Source organism: Streptomyces atratus (genome assembly GCF_900119365.1).
Lineage (GTDB): Bacteria > Actinomycetota > Actinomycetes > Streptomycetales > Streptomycetaceae > Streptomyces > Streptomyces atratus_B.
This window is the reverse complement of sequence record NZ_FPJO01000055.1, coordinates 1-18284: the sequence shown is the minus strand read 5'-3', so window position 1 is coordinate 18284 and position 18284 is coordinate 1. Positions and strand designations below refer to the sequence as shown.

The window sequence follows — 18284 nt, the reverse complement described above, 5'->3', positions numbered from 1 at the left end:
CTGGAAGATCGCCGACTTCGAGGGCGGCGTGAATGACTCCGACCACCCCGACGCCCACGACAGCCCATCCGTGAGCTGCGCGAACACATCCTCGTAGGAGCCATCCGAATACAGCGCCATCCCCATCGAGAAGTACGCCATCACCCGCGCGGGCAAGGACCGGTGGCGCCGCTCAGTACGCCCCGCATCCTCGATCACCGCGTCAACCACATCTGCGGGAAACACCCGCGTCAGCAACCCCACAGACACCAAATCCGACAACCGGACATCAGAAGACGGCTTCACCCAACCAGAACGCGGCATCCCCCCACAATAACCCAGAAGCGCTTAACTGAACGGTATTGAGGCTAAGGGAAACCGCCTTTGAGGTCCATCGTGAGTCGAACGAGTCCGGGCGGCCCGAAAAAGTCGGCGTCGAGGGCGGGTTGTTCATCGGCGGTGCGGGCGTCGCCGATGAACATGTCGCGGCCTCGGAGTCCTTTGCCCCCCACGCGCGGATGCCTCGGCATGAAGGTCACCAGTAGTGATCGTCGGCATGGTGCACACAAGTTCTACCGGCGCCGCGGGTACGTCGACGAAGCAGGGAAGTCGTTCCGATTCCTGCGACCTCCAAGGTCCCGGGACCACGTCGTCGACCGTCCACTCCGCGACGCGGATGTCCGGCTCGCCCCGGCAAGCTACGTGAGCGCGGCGGCGACCTCGTCGAGACACGCACCGCGGGAAGCCTTGACGAGGACCACGTCGCCTGCGGCAATGTGGCCGCGCAGCCAGTCGACGGCCGCGTCGTTGTCGGCCAGCGCCACCGCCGCCTCTCCCGCGCCGGCGGCGATCGAACGGCCGCCCGCGCCGACGGTCGCCACCACGTCGGCCCGGGCGGCGGCGTACGCGCCGATTGCACGGTGCTCGGCCTCGCTCTCCTGCCCCAGCTCGAGCATTTCGCCGAGGACGGCGATGCGACGCCCGCCCTCGATTGCTGCCAGCGCGTCCAAGGCGGCGCGGGTCGAGTCGGGGTTGGCGTTGTAGGAGTCGTTGAGCAGCATCGCGCCGCTGGCGAGGTCGCGCAGCTCCATGCGCCACTTCGACAGCGAGACTGTGCCCAACGCCGCCGCGGCCACCTCCAGAGGTATGCCGGCCGACAGCCCCGCCGCCGCGGCAGCCGCCGCGTTGAGTGCCTGGTGCGCACCCACGAGCGGCAGCGCGACGCGAGCCGAGGCGTCGGCGGTCCGCAGCGTGAAGGACGGCCGGCCGAGCCGGTCCAGCGCCAGGTCGAGCACACGTACGTCGGCGTGCTCGGCCCGCCCGAAGGTCACCACCGGACCGTCGGTGAGCGCGCGCATCGCGACCCCCCGGGGATCGTCGGCGTTGAGGACGGCGGTGCCGCCGGGCGCCAGCCCCTCCACCAGCTCCCCCTTGGCCTTGGCGATGGCTCCGCGCGACCCGAACTCACCGAGGTGTGCCTTGCCGACGTTGAGGACGACGGCGATGTCAGGCGCGACCAGGCCCGCTAGCTCGGCGATGTCGCCGATGCGGCGAGCTCCCATCTCAAGGACGAGGTACTGGGTGCCCATGTCGGCGCGCAGCATGGTGAGCGGTACACCAAGCTCGTTGTTGAGCGAGCCGATGGTGGCGACCGTCGGCCCGGCATTCGAAAGCACGGCAGCCAACAGGTCCTTGGTGCTGGTCTTACCCTGGGAGCCGGTCAGCCCCACAACGGTCAGCCCGTTGCGCAGCTGGGCCACGACATGGGTGGCGAGCGTCTGCAGCGCCGCCTGGACATCGTCGACGACGATGGTGGGCAGCGGAGTGGGCTGGGAGCCGAGCACAGCCACCGCCCCTGCCTCGCCGGCCTGGTCGGCGAAATCGTGGCCGTTGGCACGCTCCCCGGCCATGGCGACGAAGAGGCCGCCCGGCTCGGCCAGCCGACCGTCGAGCACGGCCGGCGCGGTCACCGTCACTGCGTCGTCGCCCGCGACCGTCCCGCCGACGACCGCAGCAATCTCGCCGAGGCTGAGCGGAACGATGCCCACGCGGCGCGGGAGCCAGCGAGCGGGAGCGAGGCCGGCGAGGTAGAGGTACGAGGAGGCTGGTTCGCTATAGGTCACGCCTCAAGTCAAGGCGGTGTGGTGTTGCTAGCGTGTATGCGGTTTTCAATACATTGACGATACGCTACCCATCGGTAGCATATCGTGGGCATATCGAAAACCTCATACGTTCCGGCAACGCCACGCCGCCTTGACTGTAGGCATGACCTACAGCGAACCAGCACACGCGGCGGTCGGCCGCACCCAATCGCTGACGTCCTCGCATCCCACAGCCGTCGCACCCACGGGAGTCACGGTTTATGGGTGTGGGAAGGACGAGGCCGCCTTGTTCCGAGAGATGGCGCCTCGCGTCGGCGCAATTCCCACCATCACCGAGGCAGCGGTATCCGAAGCCAACGTTGAATTGACAAACGGAAACCGATGCATCAGCGTCAGCCATAAAACTGGCATCGCAAATTCCACTCTTCTTGCACTCAGCCGGGCAGGCGTGGCTTACATCTCCACAAGAAGCGTGGGATACAACCACATCGATGTGGGGTACGCAGCGAGCGTCGGCATCTCCGTGGAAAACGTCGCCTATTCACCCGACAGCGTGGCCGACTACACATTGATGCTGATGCTGATGACGGCGCGACACGCAAAGTCCATCATCCGTCACGCAGATGTGCACGATTACCGGTTGAACGACGTCCGCGGAAAAGAGCTTCGCGATCTGACCATCGGAGTCGTGGGAACGGGGCGCATTGGCGTAGCAGTCATGGACAGGCTGCGGGGTTTCGGATGCCGGACATTGGCCCATGACAGTCACTCCACGACCGAGGCCGATTACGTCCCTCTCGATAAATTGCTGCAGCTGAGCGACATCGTAACGCTCCACACGCCGCTCACCGCGGATACACACCACCTCCTGAATCGCCACCGCATCGAGCAGATGAAGCACGGCTCATGCATTATCAATACTGGACGCGGTTCACTTATCGACACCGAGGCCCTTGTTTTCGCATTGGAAAGCGGCCGTTTGGGCGGTGCCGCGCTGGACGTCCTCGAAGGAGAGGAAGGAATCTTCTACACCGATTGCCGAAACAAACCGATTGACAGCAAGGCGTTGTTGCGGCTGCAAGAGATGCCGAACGTGATCATCAGTCCGCACACCGCCTACTACACAGACCACGCCCTGAGCGACACGGTCGAAAACTCCATCACCAATTGCCTGAAATTCGAAAGCAGGAACCAGCATGGATAAGCTCAACGTCGGAATCGTATTCGGGGGCTGCTCCGAAGAACACCCCATCTCCATCAAATCTGCGCAAGAGGTCGCAAAAAATATCGATCTCGACAAGTACGAACCCTTCTACATCGGGATCACGAAGAGCGGTGCTTGGAAACTTTGCGACAGCCCTGGCCTAGACTGGGAGAGCGGCAGCTGTCGTCCGGCGCTGTTGTCACCGGACAGAAGCATACGCGGATTGCTCGTCCTGGAGCAGGGGCGCTACAACACGATCAATCTGGACGTCGTGCTGCCCATCCTGCACGGAAGACTTGGCGAAGACGGCGCGATGCAAGGCCTGTTGGAGCTCACCGGCATCCCCTACGCGGGCTGCGACGTACAGAGTTCCGCTCTGTGCATGGACAAGTCCCTTGCTTACCAAATAACCAGGAGCGCGGGAATCGCCACACCGAAATTCTGGACCGTTGCGGCGAACGAGAATATTGATCCCGAGCAGCTGACGTATCCCGTCTTTGCGAAGCCGGCCCGTTCGGGGTCGTCCTTCGGCGTCAGCAAGGTATCGCAAAAGGAAGAACTGCTGCCTGCGGTGGAAATCGCGCGACAGTACGACTCAAAGGTGCTCATCGAAGAGGCTGTCGTCGGCAGCGAAGTCGGATGCGCCATCCTGGGGAACGAACTGGATTTGATCGCAGGCGAGGTGGATCGAATCGCGCTGTCGCACGGGTTCTTCAAGATCCATCAGGAGAAAGACCCGGAGAGCGGATCCGAGAACTCAACGTTCATCGTTCCCGCCGACATTTCAGAAGAGTCGCGCTCGCTCGTTCAGGAGACGGCAAAGACCATCTACCGCGCCCTGGGATGCAGCGGCCTGGCACGAGTGGACATGTTCCTCAAGGAGGATGGAAGTGTAGTCCTCAACGAGGTCAACACATTGCCTGGCCTGACCTCCTACAGCCGTTATCCAAGGATGATGGCGGCTGCAGGGATTACGCTGACCGAAGTGATCGACCGGATGGTGACGTTGGCACTGACGGGAAAAATCCGATGAATGACAACTTTGCCTTCCTGGACGAATGTACACCCGGAATACGCTGGGATTCCAAGTACGCCACCTGGGACAACTTTACCGGCAAACCCGTGGACGGCTACCTGGCCAATCGAATCGTCGGCACCAGGCCTTTGTTCGCGGCCCTGGAAAGGGCGCGAGAAGAGGCCCGCTCCTATGGCTTTGGCCTGCTCCTCTGGGATGGATACCGCCCTCAACGCGCCGTAGATTGCTTTGTGCGCTGGTCGAGGCAGCCGGAGGATGGCCGCACGAAGCAGCGACACCATCCGCATATCGACAGAGCCGATATGTTCGAGATGGGATATGTCGCCACAAAGTCCGGCCACAGTCGGGGCAGCACCGTCGACCTGACTCTCTACCACATGGCCACCGGAGAACTTGCCGCCATGGGCGGTGACCACGACTTGATGGATCCGATCTCGCATCACGGAGCACAAGGGGTCACACAATCCGAGGCGCGAAATCGACAACACCTCCGCTCCATCATGGAGGCCTGCGGTTTCAGCCCATACGAGTGTGAATGGTGGCATTACACCTTGAAAGACGAACCTTACCCGGACACCTATTTTGACTTTCCCATCACGTAACTGAACCGGACCGAGAAGTCGAAGTCGTCGAAGCGCTACGAGCGACCGCGGTTCCAGTTGCGCGACTCACGCGAGAAAGGGAATGTCATGTCAGAGCACCATTCCGACTGGTGCCTCCGGTGTGGGCACAACCATCGCCACGGGCCGACGGGGGATCTGAGCGGGGCGATCCCGCTGTTCGAGCAGACCCTCTCCGACACCGTACGGGTGCTCAGTGAAGACCACCCTGACACGCTGACCGCCCGCAACAACCTCGCCTGTGCCTACCAGTCGGCCGGGGACCTGAACCAGGCAATCCCGCTGTTCGAGCAGACCCTCTCCGACACCGTACAGGTGCTCGGCAAGGTCCACCCGCTGACAAAAGCGGTCCGCTGCGCCCACGTTGCAGCTTGCGCCCAGAGGGCTGTCGACGGCCCCAAGATGATGTAGGCGCCTACCTCGGCCTGTAGAGGTTGTCCCGTCAGTCGCAGTTCGAGCAGCTCGTCGTGCTGGTTGCTGGTGGCGCCGCTGTTCGGGATCACCTCTGCGTCGAGCGAGAACTATCCCTACTCGACCAACCTGCAGGTCGTGATCGATGCCAGGCGCAGAACACTTCGGGTTGCACGATGGGTGCGGTACCTCCGGTTTCGTTCTCCTCGGAACTGGTCCTGGTTGCCGATGCTGACTTCCTGTCAGCCCACGAAGAGATCGCCTTCAACGCGGGAGACCTCGACCGGTCGATCGTGATGGCGGTGAAGGACTACGTGCGCGTCGCGGATCCGGTCGTTGCCAGCCCGACGGCCGACCGGTGACCTCGGGCGCAGTTGGCCATGGCCCAGAGGGTGGCCTTGCACGCTGCGAGGTAGTCGGCACAGCTGTCTTGGATGTATCCCCCAGGCGTTGGCGGGTTGATGTGAATGCCAAACACGTTGTTTGGGGAAGTTCTTGAGTTCGCTCAGGCTGGCCCGAGATCCCGTCCGATCGAGTCGATCAGGCGGGATCTTGCAGTTCTCGGGGGCGTTCTGCGGTCCGGCCGGGGCTGAGCGGCAGTTTCCGGGGCTCTCGGGGGCGCCATCCGGGGGTGGCTCATGCCGGGGTGCGTGCGGTGGTGTGGCTGCGGGACTGGGAAAGTCTCGTGGCGGCGGTTGGTGTGGCTGTTCACTTGCAGATCATTGTGGCGCCCGGGGCGGGGGACGGCCTGAGCTACACCTGGTTCAGCGGAGCCTTCCGCACCTGGGTCAGAGGGCTGGACATCGGGCATCACGTCGCCCACCAGGCCCGCCATACGCTGGCGACCAAGTTGCTGCGGAACGGCGCAAACCTTACCCACGTCAAGCGCTATCTGGGCCAGGTCTCCGAGGCGATGGCCGAGCACTACGTTCACCTCGCCAACACTGACCCCAAGTTGGAGGACGCTCTCCAGGCCGTCTGGGTCGGTGGCCCTGGCTCAGCAGAACCCGGCATGGTGCTGTCCGGCGGCGAGCCCATGTCCCGGACAGAAGCCAAGGCCATGCTCATCGACCTCACCCGCAAGTCCACCCCAGCCGAAGGCGGATTTTGCACTTTCCAGCCGGTCGTCAACGGCGACACCTGCCCCTTCAACCTCAACTGCCACAGCTGCGACAAATTCGTGATGTCCGGCGCCGACCTCGTCTACTGGCACCGCAAGCGCGAGCAGTGGCGCACGGTGGCCGAAGGTGCTCCGGACAGCGCAACCGCCGACTCCCTGCACGACCTCTTTGAACCCACCGCCCGAGCGATCCGCGGCCTGGAGAAGGCCCTGGAAGCCGTCGGCCTCCTCGACGAGGCTCTCTCCCTCGACCTGCGACGGCCGCAGGACTATTTCGGCCGCGTCTGGTCCACCGCCTTCCGGGCCCAGGAACTGGCCCGTCATGAAGAGGGCGGTGAGGCCGCGTGAGGCCCGGCTCCACCGCGGCCGCCATCGCCGCGCGGCAACGGCAGACCGAGGAGAAACTCGCCCGGGTCGAGACGGCCATCGGCCAGCTCCGCCGCGAGCGCGGCCGGCTGGCTGTCCGGGCCATCGCCGAGCGGGCCGGTGTCTCCGCCACGTTCCTCTACGAGAACGAGGCCGCCCGCGCGCTCGTGAAGGACGCCGTCGCAGACAGCCGCAGCCGCCACGACCGCCAGGCCCAGCGAGAACACGACCGGATCGAGGCGTCCTGGCGGGAGCGGTCCTTGAACGCCGAGGCCGAGCTGACCCGCGCCCAGAAGGAGGTCTTCGCCCATCGGCAACGGATCGGAGAGCTGATGGGTCAGCTCCGCGACTTCGACCAGATGGTCCCCGGCGAGTCCGTCCAGCAGCTGACCACTGAGAACACCACCCTCAAGCACCGCGTCCACCAGCTCACTCAGGAGCACCGCAAGCTCCAGGAGCGGCTCGAAGGCGCCCGCTCCAACCTCCGGTTCGCAAAGAAACGCATCGCCGACCTCGAAGCCCAACTCCTCGAACAGGGCAACGCTCCGGCGGCACGAGACTGATGAGATCACGTCACTTGCCACAGCCCAGCTCCTAAGATCACCGCGGGCGGATACGCCCCGCTCATCGATCGTGACTATCCGTGATGGATATCGCAGGTCGACGGGCGTTCTACCAAGGCACGAGGAGGAACGGTTGTGGCAACGGGACAGCGGGTTGATCCATTCGCCGCGTTCAACTTCACTCTGACCATCGACGGGCTGGAGGGCTCGCACGGCTTTTCGGAGTGCAGCGGGGCCAACACCGAGCAGGACGTGATCGATTACCGCGAGGGCAACATGGACTTCTCGGTCATCAAGCTCCCGGGGCTGAAGAAGTTCGGTGACATCACGCTCAAGCGAGGCTTCACCACCAACCGCGAGCTGTGGGACTGGCGCCGGGCCGTACTGGAGGGCACTGTGGTTCGCCGCACCGGCCACATCGTGCTCAACGACGAAGCGGGCAAGCCGGCGTTGCGGTGGAAGTTCACCAACGCCTGGCCCAAGCAGTACTCGGCACCGTCGCTCAGCGGTACTGCCACGGAGGTCGCCATCGAGGAGCTGGTACTGGTGGTCGAGAGCTTCGAGGTGGATCCTGTGTGACCGCTGCGGCGCCGCCGACAGCATCGCCTTCGAGTAACACCTCACATGCCCATGAACCCGCGCACGAGGCGCCGTTGAAGACCACCTCGCGCGGGTTCATTGCTGGGACCGCTCCGGCGGACTTGGAAGGCTGACCCCACAGGGGATGCGTCCCGGACATGACCGCGACGCATCCGCCCAGCTCAGACGCAATACGGACTCGCGGCTGCTCGGAAAATTGGAGATGGCCGGGGCTATCCGCGCGGCCGGCTGGTTCGCCGAGCTTGAGGTCGCGGCAGCCGACGGCTCGTGGAGGGCCGACGTGATGGCGACCTCGCCCGACGGCGAGCGGCGGATGGCGTGGGAGGCGCAGGGCAGCTCCTCGGGACCGTAGTGGTGCTGCGGGTACCCGCAGACAAGCCTTGAATTCTCAGACGATCCACAGTTCGAGCAGGTGCCACAGTGGTGTTGCGGGGAACGGGAAAGCCCGCAGAGACGCCGGATACATACCGGACCATGCGGAGACCGGCCGGACTGCCGCAGTGGTGCTGCGGGCGGAACCCGCAGAGACGCCGCGAGGACCGCCCGGAGTGCGTCTCGCACATGCGGCCGCAGTGGTGCTGCGAGACGAACCCGCAGAGACGCGAGCAAGGACCGGCCGCCGATCAACTGGCGCACGATGCCGCAGTGGTGCTGCGAGAAGAACTCGCAGAGACGCGCCACCACTGGTCGAGTCTGGCGCCAGGCAGCGGGTGCCGCAGTGGTGGCCGACGCCGCTCCCATGCGGTCGGCCGCCATGAGGGCGTGCCCGCCGGACGCCGGGGTCATGACACTGATTCGAGGGTCGGCGCCGGGGAAGCGAGCGTTGCTTTGAGGGCCCGACGATGACAGAGGGCTGGAATGAGAGCCGTTGCGGCAATGAGGCTGCCTGCCACACCCACGACCCAGGTTCCAATGGAGGTGCCCAGGACGGCGGCGGCTGCCCCGAGAATCACCCCGCCCAGGGCAAAGCCTCCGGTGATAGACGACTCGACCAAGCCGTAGAAGGCGCTGGAATCGCGCTCGGTGACACGGTCGGCGTACGACGTCCAGTACAGAGGTTCGGGAATGTTGGCGGCCGTACCGGCGAGGACGGCACACAGGAGGGCGACCACAAGGTTGGGGCTGGAGCCGAGCAGACCAAGAATCACGCCCATCGACACCACGCTCGTCACGCCCAGTACGACGCGCCCGTTCTTGGCAATACTGCCACCGATCAGGACGCCGAGGACGGAGCCGGCGCCGACCGCTGCGGTCAGCCACCCGACCGTGCCAGCGCCGACGTCCAGCCGGTCACCGAGCAGCGGCAGCAAGACCAGGGAGGCTCCGGCCACTGTGCAAGCCACGGCCTGGGCCAGGAAACAGGCCAGTACAGTCGGGTCCTTTTGCATGGCTCCCAGGGCTGTGGCCAGGGCACCTTTGCCTGCTGAGGCGGCCTGCTCCTGATTCTTCGGGGACACAGTGTGGAGGGGCCCGCTGACCCGTGCCACAAACACCAGGGACAGCAGGAAGCTGAGCGCGTCCAGAGCCAGAGCCCCGACGTTACCGACCACAGTGATGATCAGTCCGCCGAGCGCGGGTGCCACCACGATGACCGTGGTGCCCGTCGCGCCGATCACGGCGTTGAAACTTGCCCGCTGATCAGGGGCGATGGCATCACGTTGGAAACGGCGTTCGGCCGGTGCGTGGAATGCGGACACCGACGCACAGCACACCACCAGTACCACGAGCACCCAGGCGGGCTGATGGACACCGGCCGTCACCGCAGCCAGCACCAGCAGGACGGATCGCACGGCATCTGCTGTGATCATGAGAGTGCGAGGTCGCAACGCTGCTCCCCAGCGTCCCGCCCAGGGCCCCAGTGCAAAGGGGACTACCACGCGCAATGCGGTGAACAGGGAAAGTGCCCCCGCTCCGCCTGCCTCGAAGACCAACGTGCTCATCGCGACATAGAGGATCCAGTCGCCGGCCTTGGATGTCGCGTCCGCGGCGAGCAGCCGCCGGGCATCGGGGAGATGGGCGATGTTCTTGAAGTTCGTCAGTGCGGTCTTCACGCTGCCTCGCTGTGTCTGCTCAGGAACGCATCGGATGGGGACGTGCCGGATACTCAGGTGGCCACGGGATCTACGGATGGTTGGCTCTGCCCTGACGCGCAGTCACATGAGGGGTGTCCGAGAAATGGTTCCAGCACCGTGTGCGGGTGCTGGAAGCGCACAATGCCGTCTGCGGTGGAGGGCGGTGCGGCACCCGTCAGATGAAGCACGATCTCCGTCGCCATCAGGTGCGCAACAGTCAGCGGACCGGACACGAAAGCCGGATAGCGCCATGACCGTTTGGCCGCCAGTGCATCAACCAGCAGATCGTGACGCTCGCCCAGATCCTCACGCAGGCGGTGCTCGAAGCAACTGAAACAGCCTGGGGCACCTGGGCGGTACAGCGGGCCGACGGAGCCAGCGAAGGCGCTGAGGTAAGGGGTGCGGTTCTCCTTGCAGGCGGCATCGATCCACCGGTTGAGGACGAAACGCGGCGCGTCGGCGCACACCGCGACGAAGTCAGCGCCATCGATGCAGTCCAGAACATCCTGTTTGTTGTGGACATAGCGGTCCAGCACCCGGTAATCGGTGTGCGTAGAGAAGCGTTCCAGCTGTTCTGCCAGGCAACCGGCCTTGGAGCGGCCGCTCTGGTCGGGGTTGTACAGGATCTGCCGCAACAAATTGGACGGCTCCACGGTGTCGCCGTCGATGATGGTGAGGCGGCCGATTCCCGCGGCAGTGAGAGACTGTGCCAGCAGACTGCCTGCTCCGCCAAGGCCGATCACGGCAACGTGCGCCTGACGGAGCCGACCGAAGAAGTCCCAGTGGTCTTGTGGGCCGGTGGCCAGCGTCACGAGCCAGTCGAGCTGAGTGGAAAAGCGCTCCACGAGTGCGTCGTCGGCCCAGGCCGGGCGGGTGCCGTCGCGCAGCGGAACGAGGATTCCGGCCCGCATAAACGGCTTCAGGAGCCGTTCGATGCGGGCCAGAACTGTATCCGGGGCGTCTTCTGCGACACCAGAGGCAATCTGGCAGAGCGTCGGCTTGTCGTTCTCGATCATCCGCAGGATCCGGCGCAGGATCTCGGGCGGCCGGGCAACGACCCGGTGATCGGCGTAGATGCTGTCGAAGAACAAGGAGCCGTCGCCTAGTTCGAGCATTTCCAACTGGTTGCTGAACTGCCAGTGCATGCCGTCCTGGCCCTCAGGCACCGCATGGGGCGCGGTATTGCGCCCGGCGGGACCAAAGCGCGGTGAAGCCGGTGCAACGGGTGTAGCTGTCATGCCGGCGCCCCCTCGCGTTCCAGGCACACTCCCAAGGTTGCCCGCAGGGCACATCCGTCCTCGGTCCACACGGCGGTGTCGTCCAGGACGGTCAGCGCCTCGCACAGCGATTTCAGAGCGAAGGCATGACGCTCACGAACTGGGCACCCATCCAGCGGGCCGCCGCTGGGGTGCGCCTCCAGGTACCTACCGAGTCCCTCGGCGAGGCGGCACATCACAAAAGCGGCATGCAGAACCCCGCGAAGCGGCCGCGGATCGGGGCGCAGCGCGTGAGTTCCCACAGCATTCGGATTGTCAAGGAACTGCGTGAACTGTTCCTTCAGAGCCAGTGCATGGTGCGCCGTCTCGTGCAGCAGCAGCTCATACATGCGCAGCGGATCGCTTGCTTCCTCCAACTCGGCGTAGACCACGCCGAAAGTGGCCTGAAGGGTCGCAGACCGCAGCGGTCCGCAGGTGAAGACGAGGTACTGCACCAGCATGTTGTGCTCGTCCCATGCCTCCACCCAGGTGGTGCTGAGGGCACGCCGCGCTAGCCGCAGCGCGTCGCGCACATTCGACGGCAGGCTTGTGACCACACTTCCCGCTTGCGTCTCCCCCCGCTTCAAGGAGCGCAGCACGTCCTGCAGCCCGTCCTTAAGCCATGCCGGGACGTCTGGGCCACGGTAGGCCTCAGTCGGCTGCGGTGCGCCGGCTTCCTTGAGCCAGCGCGCGACGCGGGGCGGGCTGGCAGGCGCACCAGCACCCTTGTACAGGAAGTACACGGCCTCCGGCGGGAGCCTACGGGTGTGTGCGAGCAGTTCCTGGGCCTGTTCCCGGTCAGCTTCAGCTTGACTCTGTCGGTGATCTTGGATGGTCGAGGTTAGGTGCCGAGGGTGCGCCAGGACTTCGATCGGGGAATTCCTTGCTGGTCCAGGAAGGTCTGGAAGGCGGTCGGCGGTCTCGGTGAAGGGGTTTCCTGGGTCACTGACCGAGTGCTGAGTCGTTCGATGTTCACGGCGATGGCTGTGAGTACGTGTTGCAGGTGGGTTTTCGGCTGTCCTCGGTAGCGGCAGCGGCGCATGCCGTGTCCGTGGGCGAACTCGTTGATGGTGCCCTCCACGCCGGAGCGGACCGCGTAGCGGGCCTTCCATTCGGGTGTCTGCTGCTCGGTGCGTACGCGGACTTGCGAGTGGTGATGCGGGGAAGCCGTGGCTGTGGTGCATGACCAGGAGCGGGTTCCGGCGGTGCGGCGGCTGCATATGACGGTGACGGCGCGGGTGTGGGAGGCCGAGGGTGGGGTGCCGCGGCTGATCGCGAGCATGGACGAGGACAGCAAAATCTTCGGGCCTGTGGCGTACAAGCTGAAACTGTCGACGGCTATCCGCCGGGGGATTATTGCCCCGTATCAGGTGCTGTGCCTGGACATTCGCGTGAGAGTGCCCCGGGGCATCTGCAGCGACTCGTCAGCAAGCCTGGACTCGGCTACGGCAACACCGCCGCCACCGGCTGGGCGCCCGAATTCACCGCCCAGTGGAACAGCACCGACAACCTCGTGATCACCGACTGAACCCACCCGCACCAAAGCACCGCAGCCTCGCCTTCAATCTCGTCGAACGCGTCGATCGGGACACCGGGCATGGAGGTCGGCAGGGACAGGCGGGTCGCTGCCTTGCCGTCTAGGTCTCGGTGCTCACCGCTCTGGGACCGTGACCCCTGCCGCCGCGAACGGGTCCAGCAGCACCCGGTACTGCTCCTCCGTCAGTTTCGTACGCTTGCAGACAGCGCACGCGGCGATCGAGCAGGCAGGCTTGATGTCGAAGCAGAGGTCCGGGCGGAAGGCGTCCAGTTCGTGGGTGCGGCGGAGGAGAGCGGTGCGGACGGCACGTTCGATCGCGGAGTTCTCCGACGCGGAGACCCTGGTCGCACGGCTGGCATCGCGGCCGCCCCGGCTCCAGCGGTCAAGGGAGTCCTCGTACAACGCGGCGAGCGCCGCGGGCGGCAGAGCCGTGGACTCCTCAATGAACCGTGCGGTGGCTGCCTCCATGCCCCGTCCCTCCCAGATCTCGGCCAGGGCACCCACACTACAGCCCGGATCGGACAGCCCACACCACTCCCAGCACACCAACTACCATCCCCCGAAACGACACATCGCTTGGGCAGGTCGGCACACGGCACGGGCCCGGTCCTCCGGCAGTTCGGAGGACCGGGCTCGCTTCGCACGCTGAGCGAGGGCATGTGCCGTCGGTCGGGCTCGGTTGGCTAACGAAGGGAGCTGAGGCCCGCTATGGGCGCTGAGGATGACGCCCGCCCACACTCGTCACGACGAGGAGAGCCACCCCGAGCACGACGGCGGCGATTCCGGTGGCAAGGAAGCCCCCTGAGGACTGCCCCATCCGAGAAACCATGATCAGCAGGACGCCGACGATGACGAGCATGATCATGTGACGGCGATACCGTGCCAACTGAGCCATCATTAGGAGTCGATTCCTTGTGTTCGGGGACGATGCGCCGCGACCGTACCAGCCCGCGGCCAGCCGGACGGCGCCGCGCTCACTGATCCCACCACCCGCACCGGCATTTGAACGTCGGAGATGGGCCAGCACAGCAGCGGCAGCCCGCAGACGTCCCCCACCCGTGCAGAGTCCTGAGTCAGGCCAGCCCGTCCCGCGGCGGTGGCGCGGTTCGTGCGGCTGCGGGTGATCGATCCGGAGGGGCGTCCTGGCGGCGTGGGATCGAGGCGGCCGGTCGGTGGCTGCGGGAAACCGGGAACGGGTGCTGCGGGTGCCGTACGCGCTCGTCACGCCGGAGGACTGGGGCGGGGTCGGCGGGTATCCGCTCGGACAGTGGATCGCCGACCAGCGCCGCGCTTACGCGGCCAGGACGCTGGAGGCCGGGCGGATCACCGAGCTGGAGAAGCTCGGGATGGTGTGGTCCGAGCAGGAGGCGGCCTGGGCGGACGGGGTCGCCGTCGCCAAGGAGTACGCCGCCGCCCACGGCCACTTCCTCCCGCCGACCACCGCGACGTGGGAGGGGCATCCCATCGGGGTGTGGGCGAAGAACGCCCGGGCGGCGGCGCGCAGGGCTCGGGAGACGAGGAGCTCCGGGCGGCCGGCCATCCTGTCCGGTCGGCGGCCGGGGCAATAACCGAAGCGCGGCGGGATGAGCTGGACGCGATCGATCCGGGGTGGTGCCCGGTATGGGACACCGGGTGGCAGCGCTGCTACCGCCTCGTCCACAACCACGTCCAGGCCGGCGGCACACTCCCCACGGCCGACGGCGACGTCGTCGTGCAGGGCGAGGACCTCGGACGCTGGGTGAACGCGCAGCGGTTCGGGTGGGAACAGCTCCTGCCCGTACAGCAGTGGATCCTGGAGAACACCCTCAAGATCACACCAGCCGAGGAAGACGAGCGGCCGGTGAAACGGACGCAGGACACTATGTGGGCCCTCAACCTCGCGGCGGCACGGCAGTTCCACGCCCGCGAAGGACACCTTCGGGTCCCCCGGAAGCATGCTGAGCAGGCTGGAGACGGCAGATGCGCTGTCAGGCCGTCAGGGCGGCGCTGACGAGCCCGTGGTGGTCAAGGCTCGGGGGGAGGGAGATTGCAGCGCGGAAGGCGGACGTCCAGGCGAAGGGCAACTTGGCAATCATCCTGCAGAGCAGCGCATGCCACTTGGCTGAGACCGCGCAGCCGTGGTGTCTACGCCGTTTGACGGAATGCTGTTTCATTTGGAACGCGGGGTCTTCGGCGGCAAAGCCGGTTGAGAAGGTGCCCTTGGTGAGGAAGGGTCTGTGGTCATGGAGTACTTCTGCTACCACCGAGACCGGCTGGGCTCCCTCGCGTTACGCGAGGAGTTGCTGGAGGAGCACTGGTCCTACATGGACCGGTACGCGAAGGAGCTGATCGCTCGCGGTCCGACCTTCGCCGATGATGGTGAGACACCCACGGGAAGCGTGCATATCGTCGATCTGCCCGATCCCGCCGCTGCCCGTGCGTTCGCCTTCGACGAGCCCAACTACCAGGCCGGTGCGTACCGGGACGTGCTGCTGCGCCGGTGGCGCAACGTGCTGGGGCGCACCATGTGGGATTTTCCCGGTGGCCGGAGCGGTGGCAACCGGTACCTGGTGCTCGGCCTCGGCGAGGGCCTGGCCGCAGACCTCGCCCTGCCGCCCGACCATGACGAGCTGATCGCGTACGGGCCGCTGCTGTCCGACGAGGGCGACACATGGCTGGGTACGGCGGTGCTGCTCAGGGCCCCAAGCCCGGATACGGCACGCGCCGCCCTGACTCCGGACCGGTACGCGGACATCGAGGTCCACGACTGGGAGTTCGGCGGGCGTCGATGAACCACGGAGGCACCGGGCCGATGCCATCTCCGGAGCGCATTGATCTGGGACAGGAGCGGTGACGGTGGCGATGCGGGCGGTTCCATTGGTGGGCGGGCCGGTGGAGTTACGGGGTGCGCTGGACCTGGAGACCACAGCGGCAGGGGTGATGCCGCGCCGGTTGCCCGCGTGGACCAAGGAGCAGTACCAGGACCCGTCGGTCTACGGGGTGACCGTGATGCCTTCGGGGGTGCGGCTGGTGTTCCGCACCGATGCGCGCGCATTGGAGTTCGAGGTACTCACCTCCACCGGCCAGCTCGACGCCGACCCCCACCCTCGCCCAACCGGGATGCTGGAGTTGTTGGTGGACGGTGCCCTGGCCGGGCGTCGGCAGGCGCCGGTGGGCAACGTGCTGCGGATGGCGGGCCCCGGGGCCGTACAGCGACTTATCCCGGGCAAGTCCGGGACCGTACGGTTCGCCGGACTGCCGGCCGGTATGAAGAACGTCGAGCTGTGGCTTCCGCAGCAGACCCCTACGGAACTGGTGGCACTGCGCGCTGACGGCGACGTGCTGGCGCCGCTGCCGGACGGGCGGCGCCGCTGGGTGCACCACGGCAGTTCCATCAGCCACTGCATCGAGGCTGACGGCCCGACCGGGACCTGGCCGGTGGTGGCAGCTGCGCTCGGAGGGGTGGAGGTGATCAACCTCAGCCAGGCGGGCAACGCGCTGCTGGATCCCTATGTCGCCCGGACGATCCGCGACACGCCCGCCGACCTGATCAGCCTGAAGGTGGGCATCAACATCGTGAGCCTGTCCGCCTTCCGGCTGCGGACGTTCGGCCCGGCGGTACACGGATTTCTGGACACGATCCGGGACGGTCACCCGGACACCCCGCTGCTGTTGATCTCCCCGGTGAGCTGTCCGGCCCTTGAGCAGGTTCCCGGCCCGACCGAGACCGGACCGGACGGGAGGATCGCTGCCCTGGGCGACCCGGCCGATGTGGCCGGCGGCGCACTGTCGCTGACGGTGGTCCGTGCCGAGCTGGCCCGGATCGCTGCGGCACGACAGGCGTCTGATCCCCACCTCCGCTGTCTCGACGGACGAGCGCTGCTCGGCCCGGACGAGACAGACGACCTGACCGACGGCCTTCACCCCACCGCCGCCGCGTACCGCCGAATGGGCAAGCGCTTTGCTGCCCACGCCTTCGCGACCGACGGTCCCTTCCGCTGAGCTGTTCTTGACCTCCGGTGTCGAAATGCGCTTCGAACTGGGCCGCTGGCTTGGGCATTCGCCGGACGGCAGGTACCGCGAGGAGGCCGGCGGCCAGGAGGCGTACGCCAACTGCGCCGCTGCGCGAGCTGCTGGCGCCACTCCGGTGCGCAGGGGGAGCCTGGCTACGGGCTGCACCTCGACCGCGACGGGGACGGGATCAGGTGCGAGTGGGGGGTGACCCGCACTGGGCTGGAGGGAGAGGCGCCTATGCGCCGCCTTGAGGGTCTTCGCCGTCGTCGTCATGTTGAGCTGGCGCCACTCTTCGAGCGTCGGCGTCAGCAGGGTGCCGATCAGGTCTCCGATCCAGAGCCCCTTTTCGTATGCCATCCGCTTCAGGTCTTCGCGATCAGACTTGGGCAACGTCACGTACGTAAAGACTGAGGAGCGGAGCGGCGTTGCACGGACCGGGGTCGTTGGTTGCCTGGCCGTGAAGGTTGCCAGCGGGGAAGGGGCGGACGCCCAAGCGGTGGCGCGCATCCGGGCGCGGACGGGCGCCAGCGCCGAACCTCGTGAATCGCCCTGTCAATACTGCTCGGTCTCGACGAACCCGGCGTCCGCGTCGTCGCCGGCGCCGAACGCGGCGGCGATCGGGTCGAATCCGGGCGGGCTGTCCTTGAACGTCAGGCCCATGCCGGCCAGCTTCGCCTTGACCTCGTCGATCGACTTCGCACCGAAGTTGCGGATGTCGAGCAGGTCGGCCTCGGAACGAGCCACGAGCTCACCCACGGAGTGGATGCCCTCGCGCTTGAGGCAGTTGTACGAACGGACCGTGAGCTCCAGCTCCTCGATCGGCAGCGCCAGATCGGCGGCGAGCGCGGCGTCCGTCGGGGACGGGCCCATGTCGATGCCCTCGGCGTCGATGTTGAGCTCGCGCGCCAGACCGAACAGCTCGACCAGGGTCTTACCGGCCGAAGCCATGGCGTCACGCGGACGCATGGCCTGCTTGGTCTCGACGTCGACGATCAGCTTGTCGAAGTCGGTGCGCTGCTCGACACGGGTCGCCTCGACCTTGTACGTGACCTTGAGCACCGGCGAGTAGATGGAGTCGACCGGGATACGGCCGATCTCCTGGCCCGCCTGCTTGTTCTGGACGGCGGAGACGTAGCCGCGACCGCGCTCGACGGTCAGCTCCATCTCCAGCTTGCCCTTGCCGTTCAGCGTGGCCAGGACCAGGTCCGGGTTGTGGACCTCGACACCGGCCGGCGGGGCGATGTCGGCAGCGGTGACCAGGCCGGGACCCTGCTTGCGCAGGTACATCACGACCGGCTCGTCGTGCTCCGAGGAGACGACCAGCTGCTTGATGTTGAGGATGAGGTCGGTGACGTCCTCCTTGACGCCCGGCACGGTGGTGAACTCGTGCAGGACACCGTCGATCCGGATGCTGGTGACAGCGGC

Annotated in this window: 23 protein-coding genes; 14 read left to right on the top strand and 9 right to left on the bottom strand. The window is 66.1% G+C overall.

Going from position 1 to position 18284, the window contains the following annotated elements:
• Both BT364_RS37655 and BT364_RS37650 read right to left on the bottom strand, forming a co-directional pair.
• A partial coding sequence (locus BT364_RS37655; RefSeq protein ID WP_177328395.1) for a transposase domain-containing protein occupies positions 1-303 on the bottom strand: 303 nt, incomplete at its 3' end.
• Positions 304-677: 374 nt separating this feature from the next.
• A complete protein-coding gene (locus BT364_RS37650) occupies positions 678-2021 on the bottom strand; it encodes a UDP-N-acetylmuramoyl-tripeptide--D-alanyl-D-alanine ligase (protein WP_072489642.1) in 1344 nt (447 codons plus the stop codon).
• Positions 2022-2244: 223 nt separating this feature from the next.
• On the opposite strand from BT364_RS37650, the gene vanH reads away from it, so the two are divergent.
• The 9 genes from vanH (at position 2245) to BT364_RS37600 (ending at position 8353) form a co-directional block, all read left to right on the top strand.
• Positions 2245-3285, top strand: coding sequence for a D-lactate dehydrogenase VanH (gene vanH / locus BT364_RS37645; protein WP_079179851.1), 1041 nt, complete (start codon positions 2245-2247; stop codon positions 3283-3285).
• Complete coding sequence (vanA, locus tag BT364_RS37640) at positions 3278-4318, top strand: D-alanine--(R)-lactate ligase (protein WP_072489638.1); 1041 nt, start codon at positions 3278-3280, stop codon at positions 4316-4318. Before vanH ends, vanA begins: the two co-directional genes overlap by 8 nt.
• On the top strand, positions 4315-4923 hold the full coding sequence (gene vanX, locus BT364_RS37635) for a D-Ala-D-Ala dipeptidase VanX (RefSeq protein ID WP_072489637.1): 609 nt from the start codon (positions 4315-4317) through the stop codon (positions 4921-4923). Before vanA ends, vanX begins: the two co-directional genes overlap by 4 nt.
• An 87-nt stretch (positions 4924-5010) precedes the next feature.
• Positions 5011-5352: a tetratricopeptide repeat protein gene (locus BT364_RS37630; protein ID WP_072489636.1), complete on the top strand. Its 342-nt coding sequence runs from the start codon at positions 5011-5013 to the stop codon at positions 5350-5352.
• A 23-nt stretch (positions 5353-5375) separates the two neighbouring features.
• Positions 5376-5714: a YbaK/EbsC family protein gene (locus BT364_RS42165; RefSeq protein WP_177328393.1), complete on the top strand. Its 339-nt coding sequence runs from the start codon at positions 5376-5378 to the stop codon at positions 5712-5714.
• A gap of 293 nt (positions 5715-6007) precedes the next feature.
• Positions 6008-6820 (top strand): site-specific integrase, encoded by an 813-nt coding sequence (locus tag BT364_RS39645; protein WP_256260411.1) that lies wholly within the window; start codon positions 6008-6010, stop codon positions 6818-6820.
• On the top strand, positions 6817-7401 hold the full coding sequence (locus BT364_RS37610; protein ID WP_072489634.1) for a DUF6262 family protein: 585 nt from the start codon (positions 6817-6819) through the stop codon (positions 7399-7401). The genes BT364_RS39645 and BT364_RS37610 overlap by 4 nt, the downstream gene beginning before the upstream one ends.
• 135 nt (positions 7402-7536) lie before the next feature.
• A complete protein-coding gene (locus tag BT364_RS37605) occupies positions 7537-7980 on the top strand; it encodes a phage tail protein (RefSeq protein ID WP_072489633.1) in 444 nt (147 codons plus the stop codon).
• 145 nt (positions 7981-8125) lie between these two features.
• Entirely contained in the window at positions 8126-8353 is a 228-nt protein-coding gene (locus tag BT364_RS37600) for a hypothetical protein (RefSeq protein WP_072489632.1), read from the top strand.
• A gap of 430 nt (positions 8354-8783) precedes the next feature.
• Here the strand turns inward: BT364_RS37600 and BT364_RS37595 are convergent, their stop codons facing one another.
• From BT364_RS37595 to BT364_RS43820, 4 genes are all read right to left on the bottom strand, one after another.
• Positions 8784-10052: an MFS transporter gene (locus tag BT364_RS37595; RefSeq protein WP_072489631.1), complete on the bottom strand. Its 1269-nt coding sequence runs from the start codon at positions 10050-10052 to the stop codon at positions 8784-8786.
• A 53-nt stretch (positions 10053-10105) separates the two neighbouring features.
• On the bottom strand, positions 10106-11311 hold the full coding sequence (locus BT364_RS37590) for a HesA/MoeB/ThiF family protein (RefSeq protein WP_177328392.1): 1206 nt from the start codon (positions 11309-11311) through the stop codon (positions 10106-10108).
• On the bottom strand, positions 11308-12072 hold the full coding sequence (locus BT364_RS37585; protein ID WP_072489629.1) for an aKG-HExxH-type peptide beta-hydroxylase: 765 nt from the start codon (positions 12070-12072) through the stop codon (positions 11308-11310). The genes BT364_RS37590 and BT364_RS37585 overlap by 4 nt, the downstream gene beginning before the upstream one ends.
• Positions 12073-12170: 98 nt before the next feature.
• Positions 12171-12650, bottom strand: a complete 480-nt coding sequence (locus BT364_RS43820; protein WP_256260410.1) for a transposase — start codon at positions 12648-12650, stop codon at positions 12171-12173.
• Positions 12651-12704: 54 nt separating this feature from the next.
• On the opposite strand from BT364_RS43820, the gene BT364_RS42160 reads away from it, so the two are divergent.
• Entirely contained in the window at positions 12705-12857 is a 153-nt protein-coding gene (locus tag BT364_RS42160; RefSeq protein ID WP_177328391.1) for a hypothetical protein, read from the top strand.
• A 123-nt stretch (positions 12858-12980) separates the two neighbouring features.
• On the opposite strand, the gene BT364_RS37575 is transcribed toward BT364_RS42160, so the two are convergent.
• Both BT364_RS37575 and BT364_RS42155 read right to left on the bottom strand, forming a co-directional pair.
• The gene (locus BT364_RS37575) at positions 12981-13334 is read right to left on the bottom strand and encodes a hypothetical protein (RefSeq protein ID WP_143166618.1); all 354 of its coding nucleotides are present in this window, start codon (positions 13332-13334) and stop codon (positions 12981-12983) included.
• A 238-nt stretch (positions 13335-13572) separates the two neighbouring features.
• Positions 13573-13731, bottom strand: coding sequence for a hypothetical protein (locus BT364_RS42155; protein WP_177328390.1), 159 nt, complete (start codon positions 13729-13731; stop codon positions 13573-13575).
• Positions 13732-14038: 307 nt separating this feature from the next.
• Here BT364_RS42155 and BT364_RS43815 point away from each other — a divergent pair, with 307 nt between their 5' ends.
• The 4 genes from BT364_RS43815 (at position 14039) to BT364_RS44660 (ending at position 17270) form a co-directional block, all read left to right on the top strand.
• On the top strand, positions 14039-14434 hold the full coding sequence (locus BT364_RS43815; RefSeq protein ID WP_256260409.1) for a helicase associated domain-containing protein: 396 nt from the start codon (positions 14039-14041) through the stop codon (positions 14432-14434).
• A 654-nt stretch (positions 14435-15088) separates the two neighbouring features.
• Positions 15089-15637: a YciI family protein gene (locus tag BT364_RS37560; protein WP_072489640.1), complete on the top strand. Its 549-nt coding sequence runs from the start codon at positions 15089-15091 to the stop codon at positions 15635-15637.
• Between the two features lie 70 nt (positions 15638-15707).
• The gene (locus tag BT364_RS37555) at positions 15708-16847 is read left to right on the top strand and encodes an SGNH/GDSL hydrolase family protein (protein WP_072489639.1); all 1140 of its coding nucleotides are present in this window, start codon (positions 15708-15710) and stop codon (positions 16845-16847) included.
• 45 nt (positions 16848-16892) lie between these two features.
• Positions 16893-17270, top strand: coding sequence for an excalibur calcium-binding domain-containing protein (locus BT364_RS44660; RefSeq protein ID WP_442759029.1), 378 nt, complete (start codon positions 16893-16895; stop codon positions 17268-17270).
• A gap of 141 nt (positions 17271-17411) precedes the next feature.
• On the opposite strand, the gene BT364_RS37550 is transcribed toward BT364_RS44660, so the two are convergent.
• Positions 17412-18284: DNA-directed RNA polymerase subunit alpha (locus tag BT364_RS37550; protein WP_072489625.1), on the bottom strand; the 873-nt coding region annotated here is incomplete at its 5' end.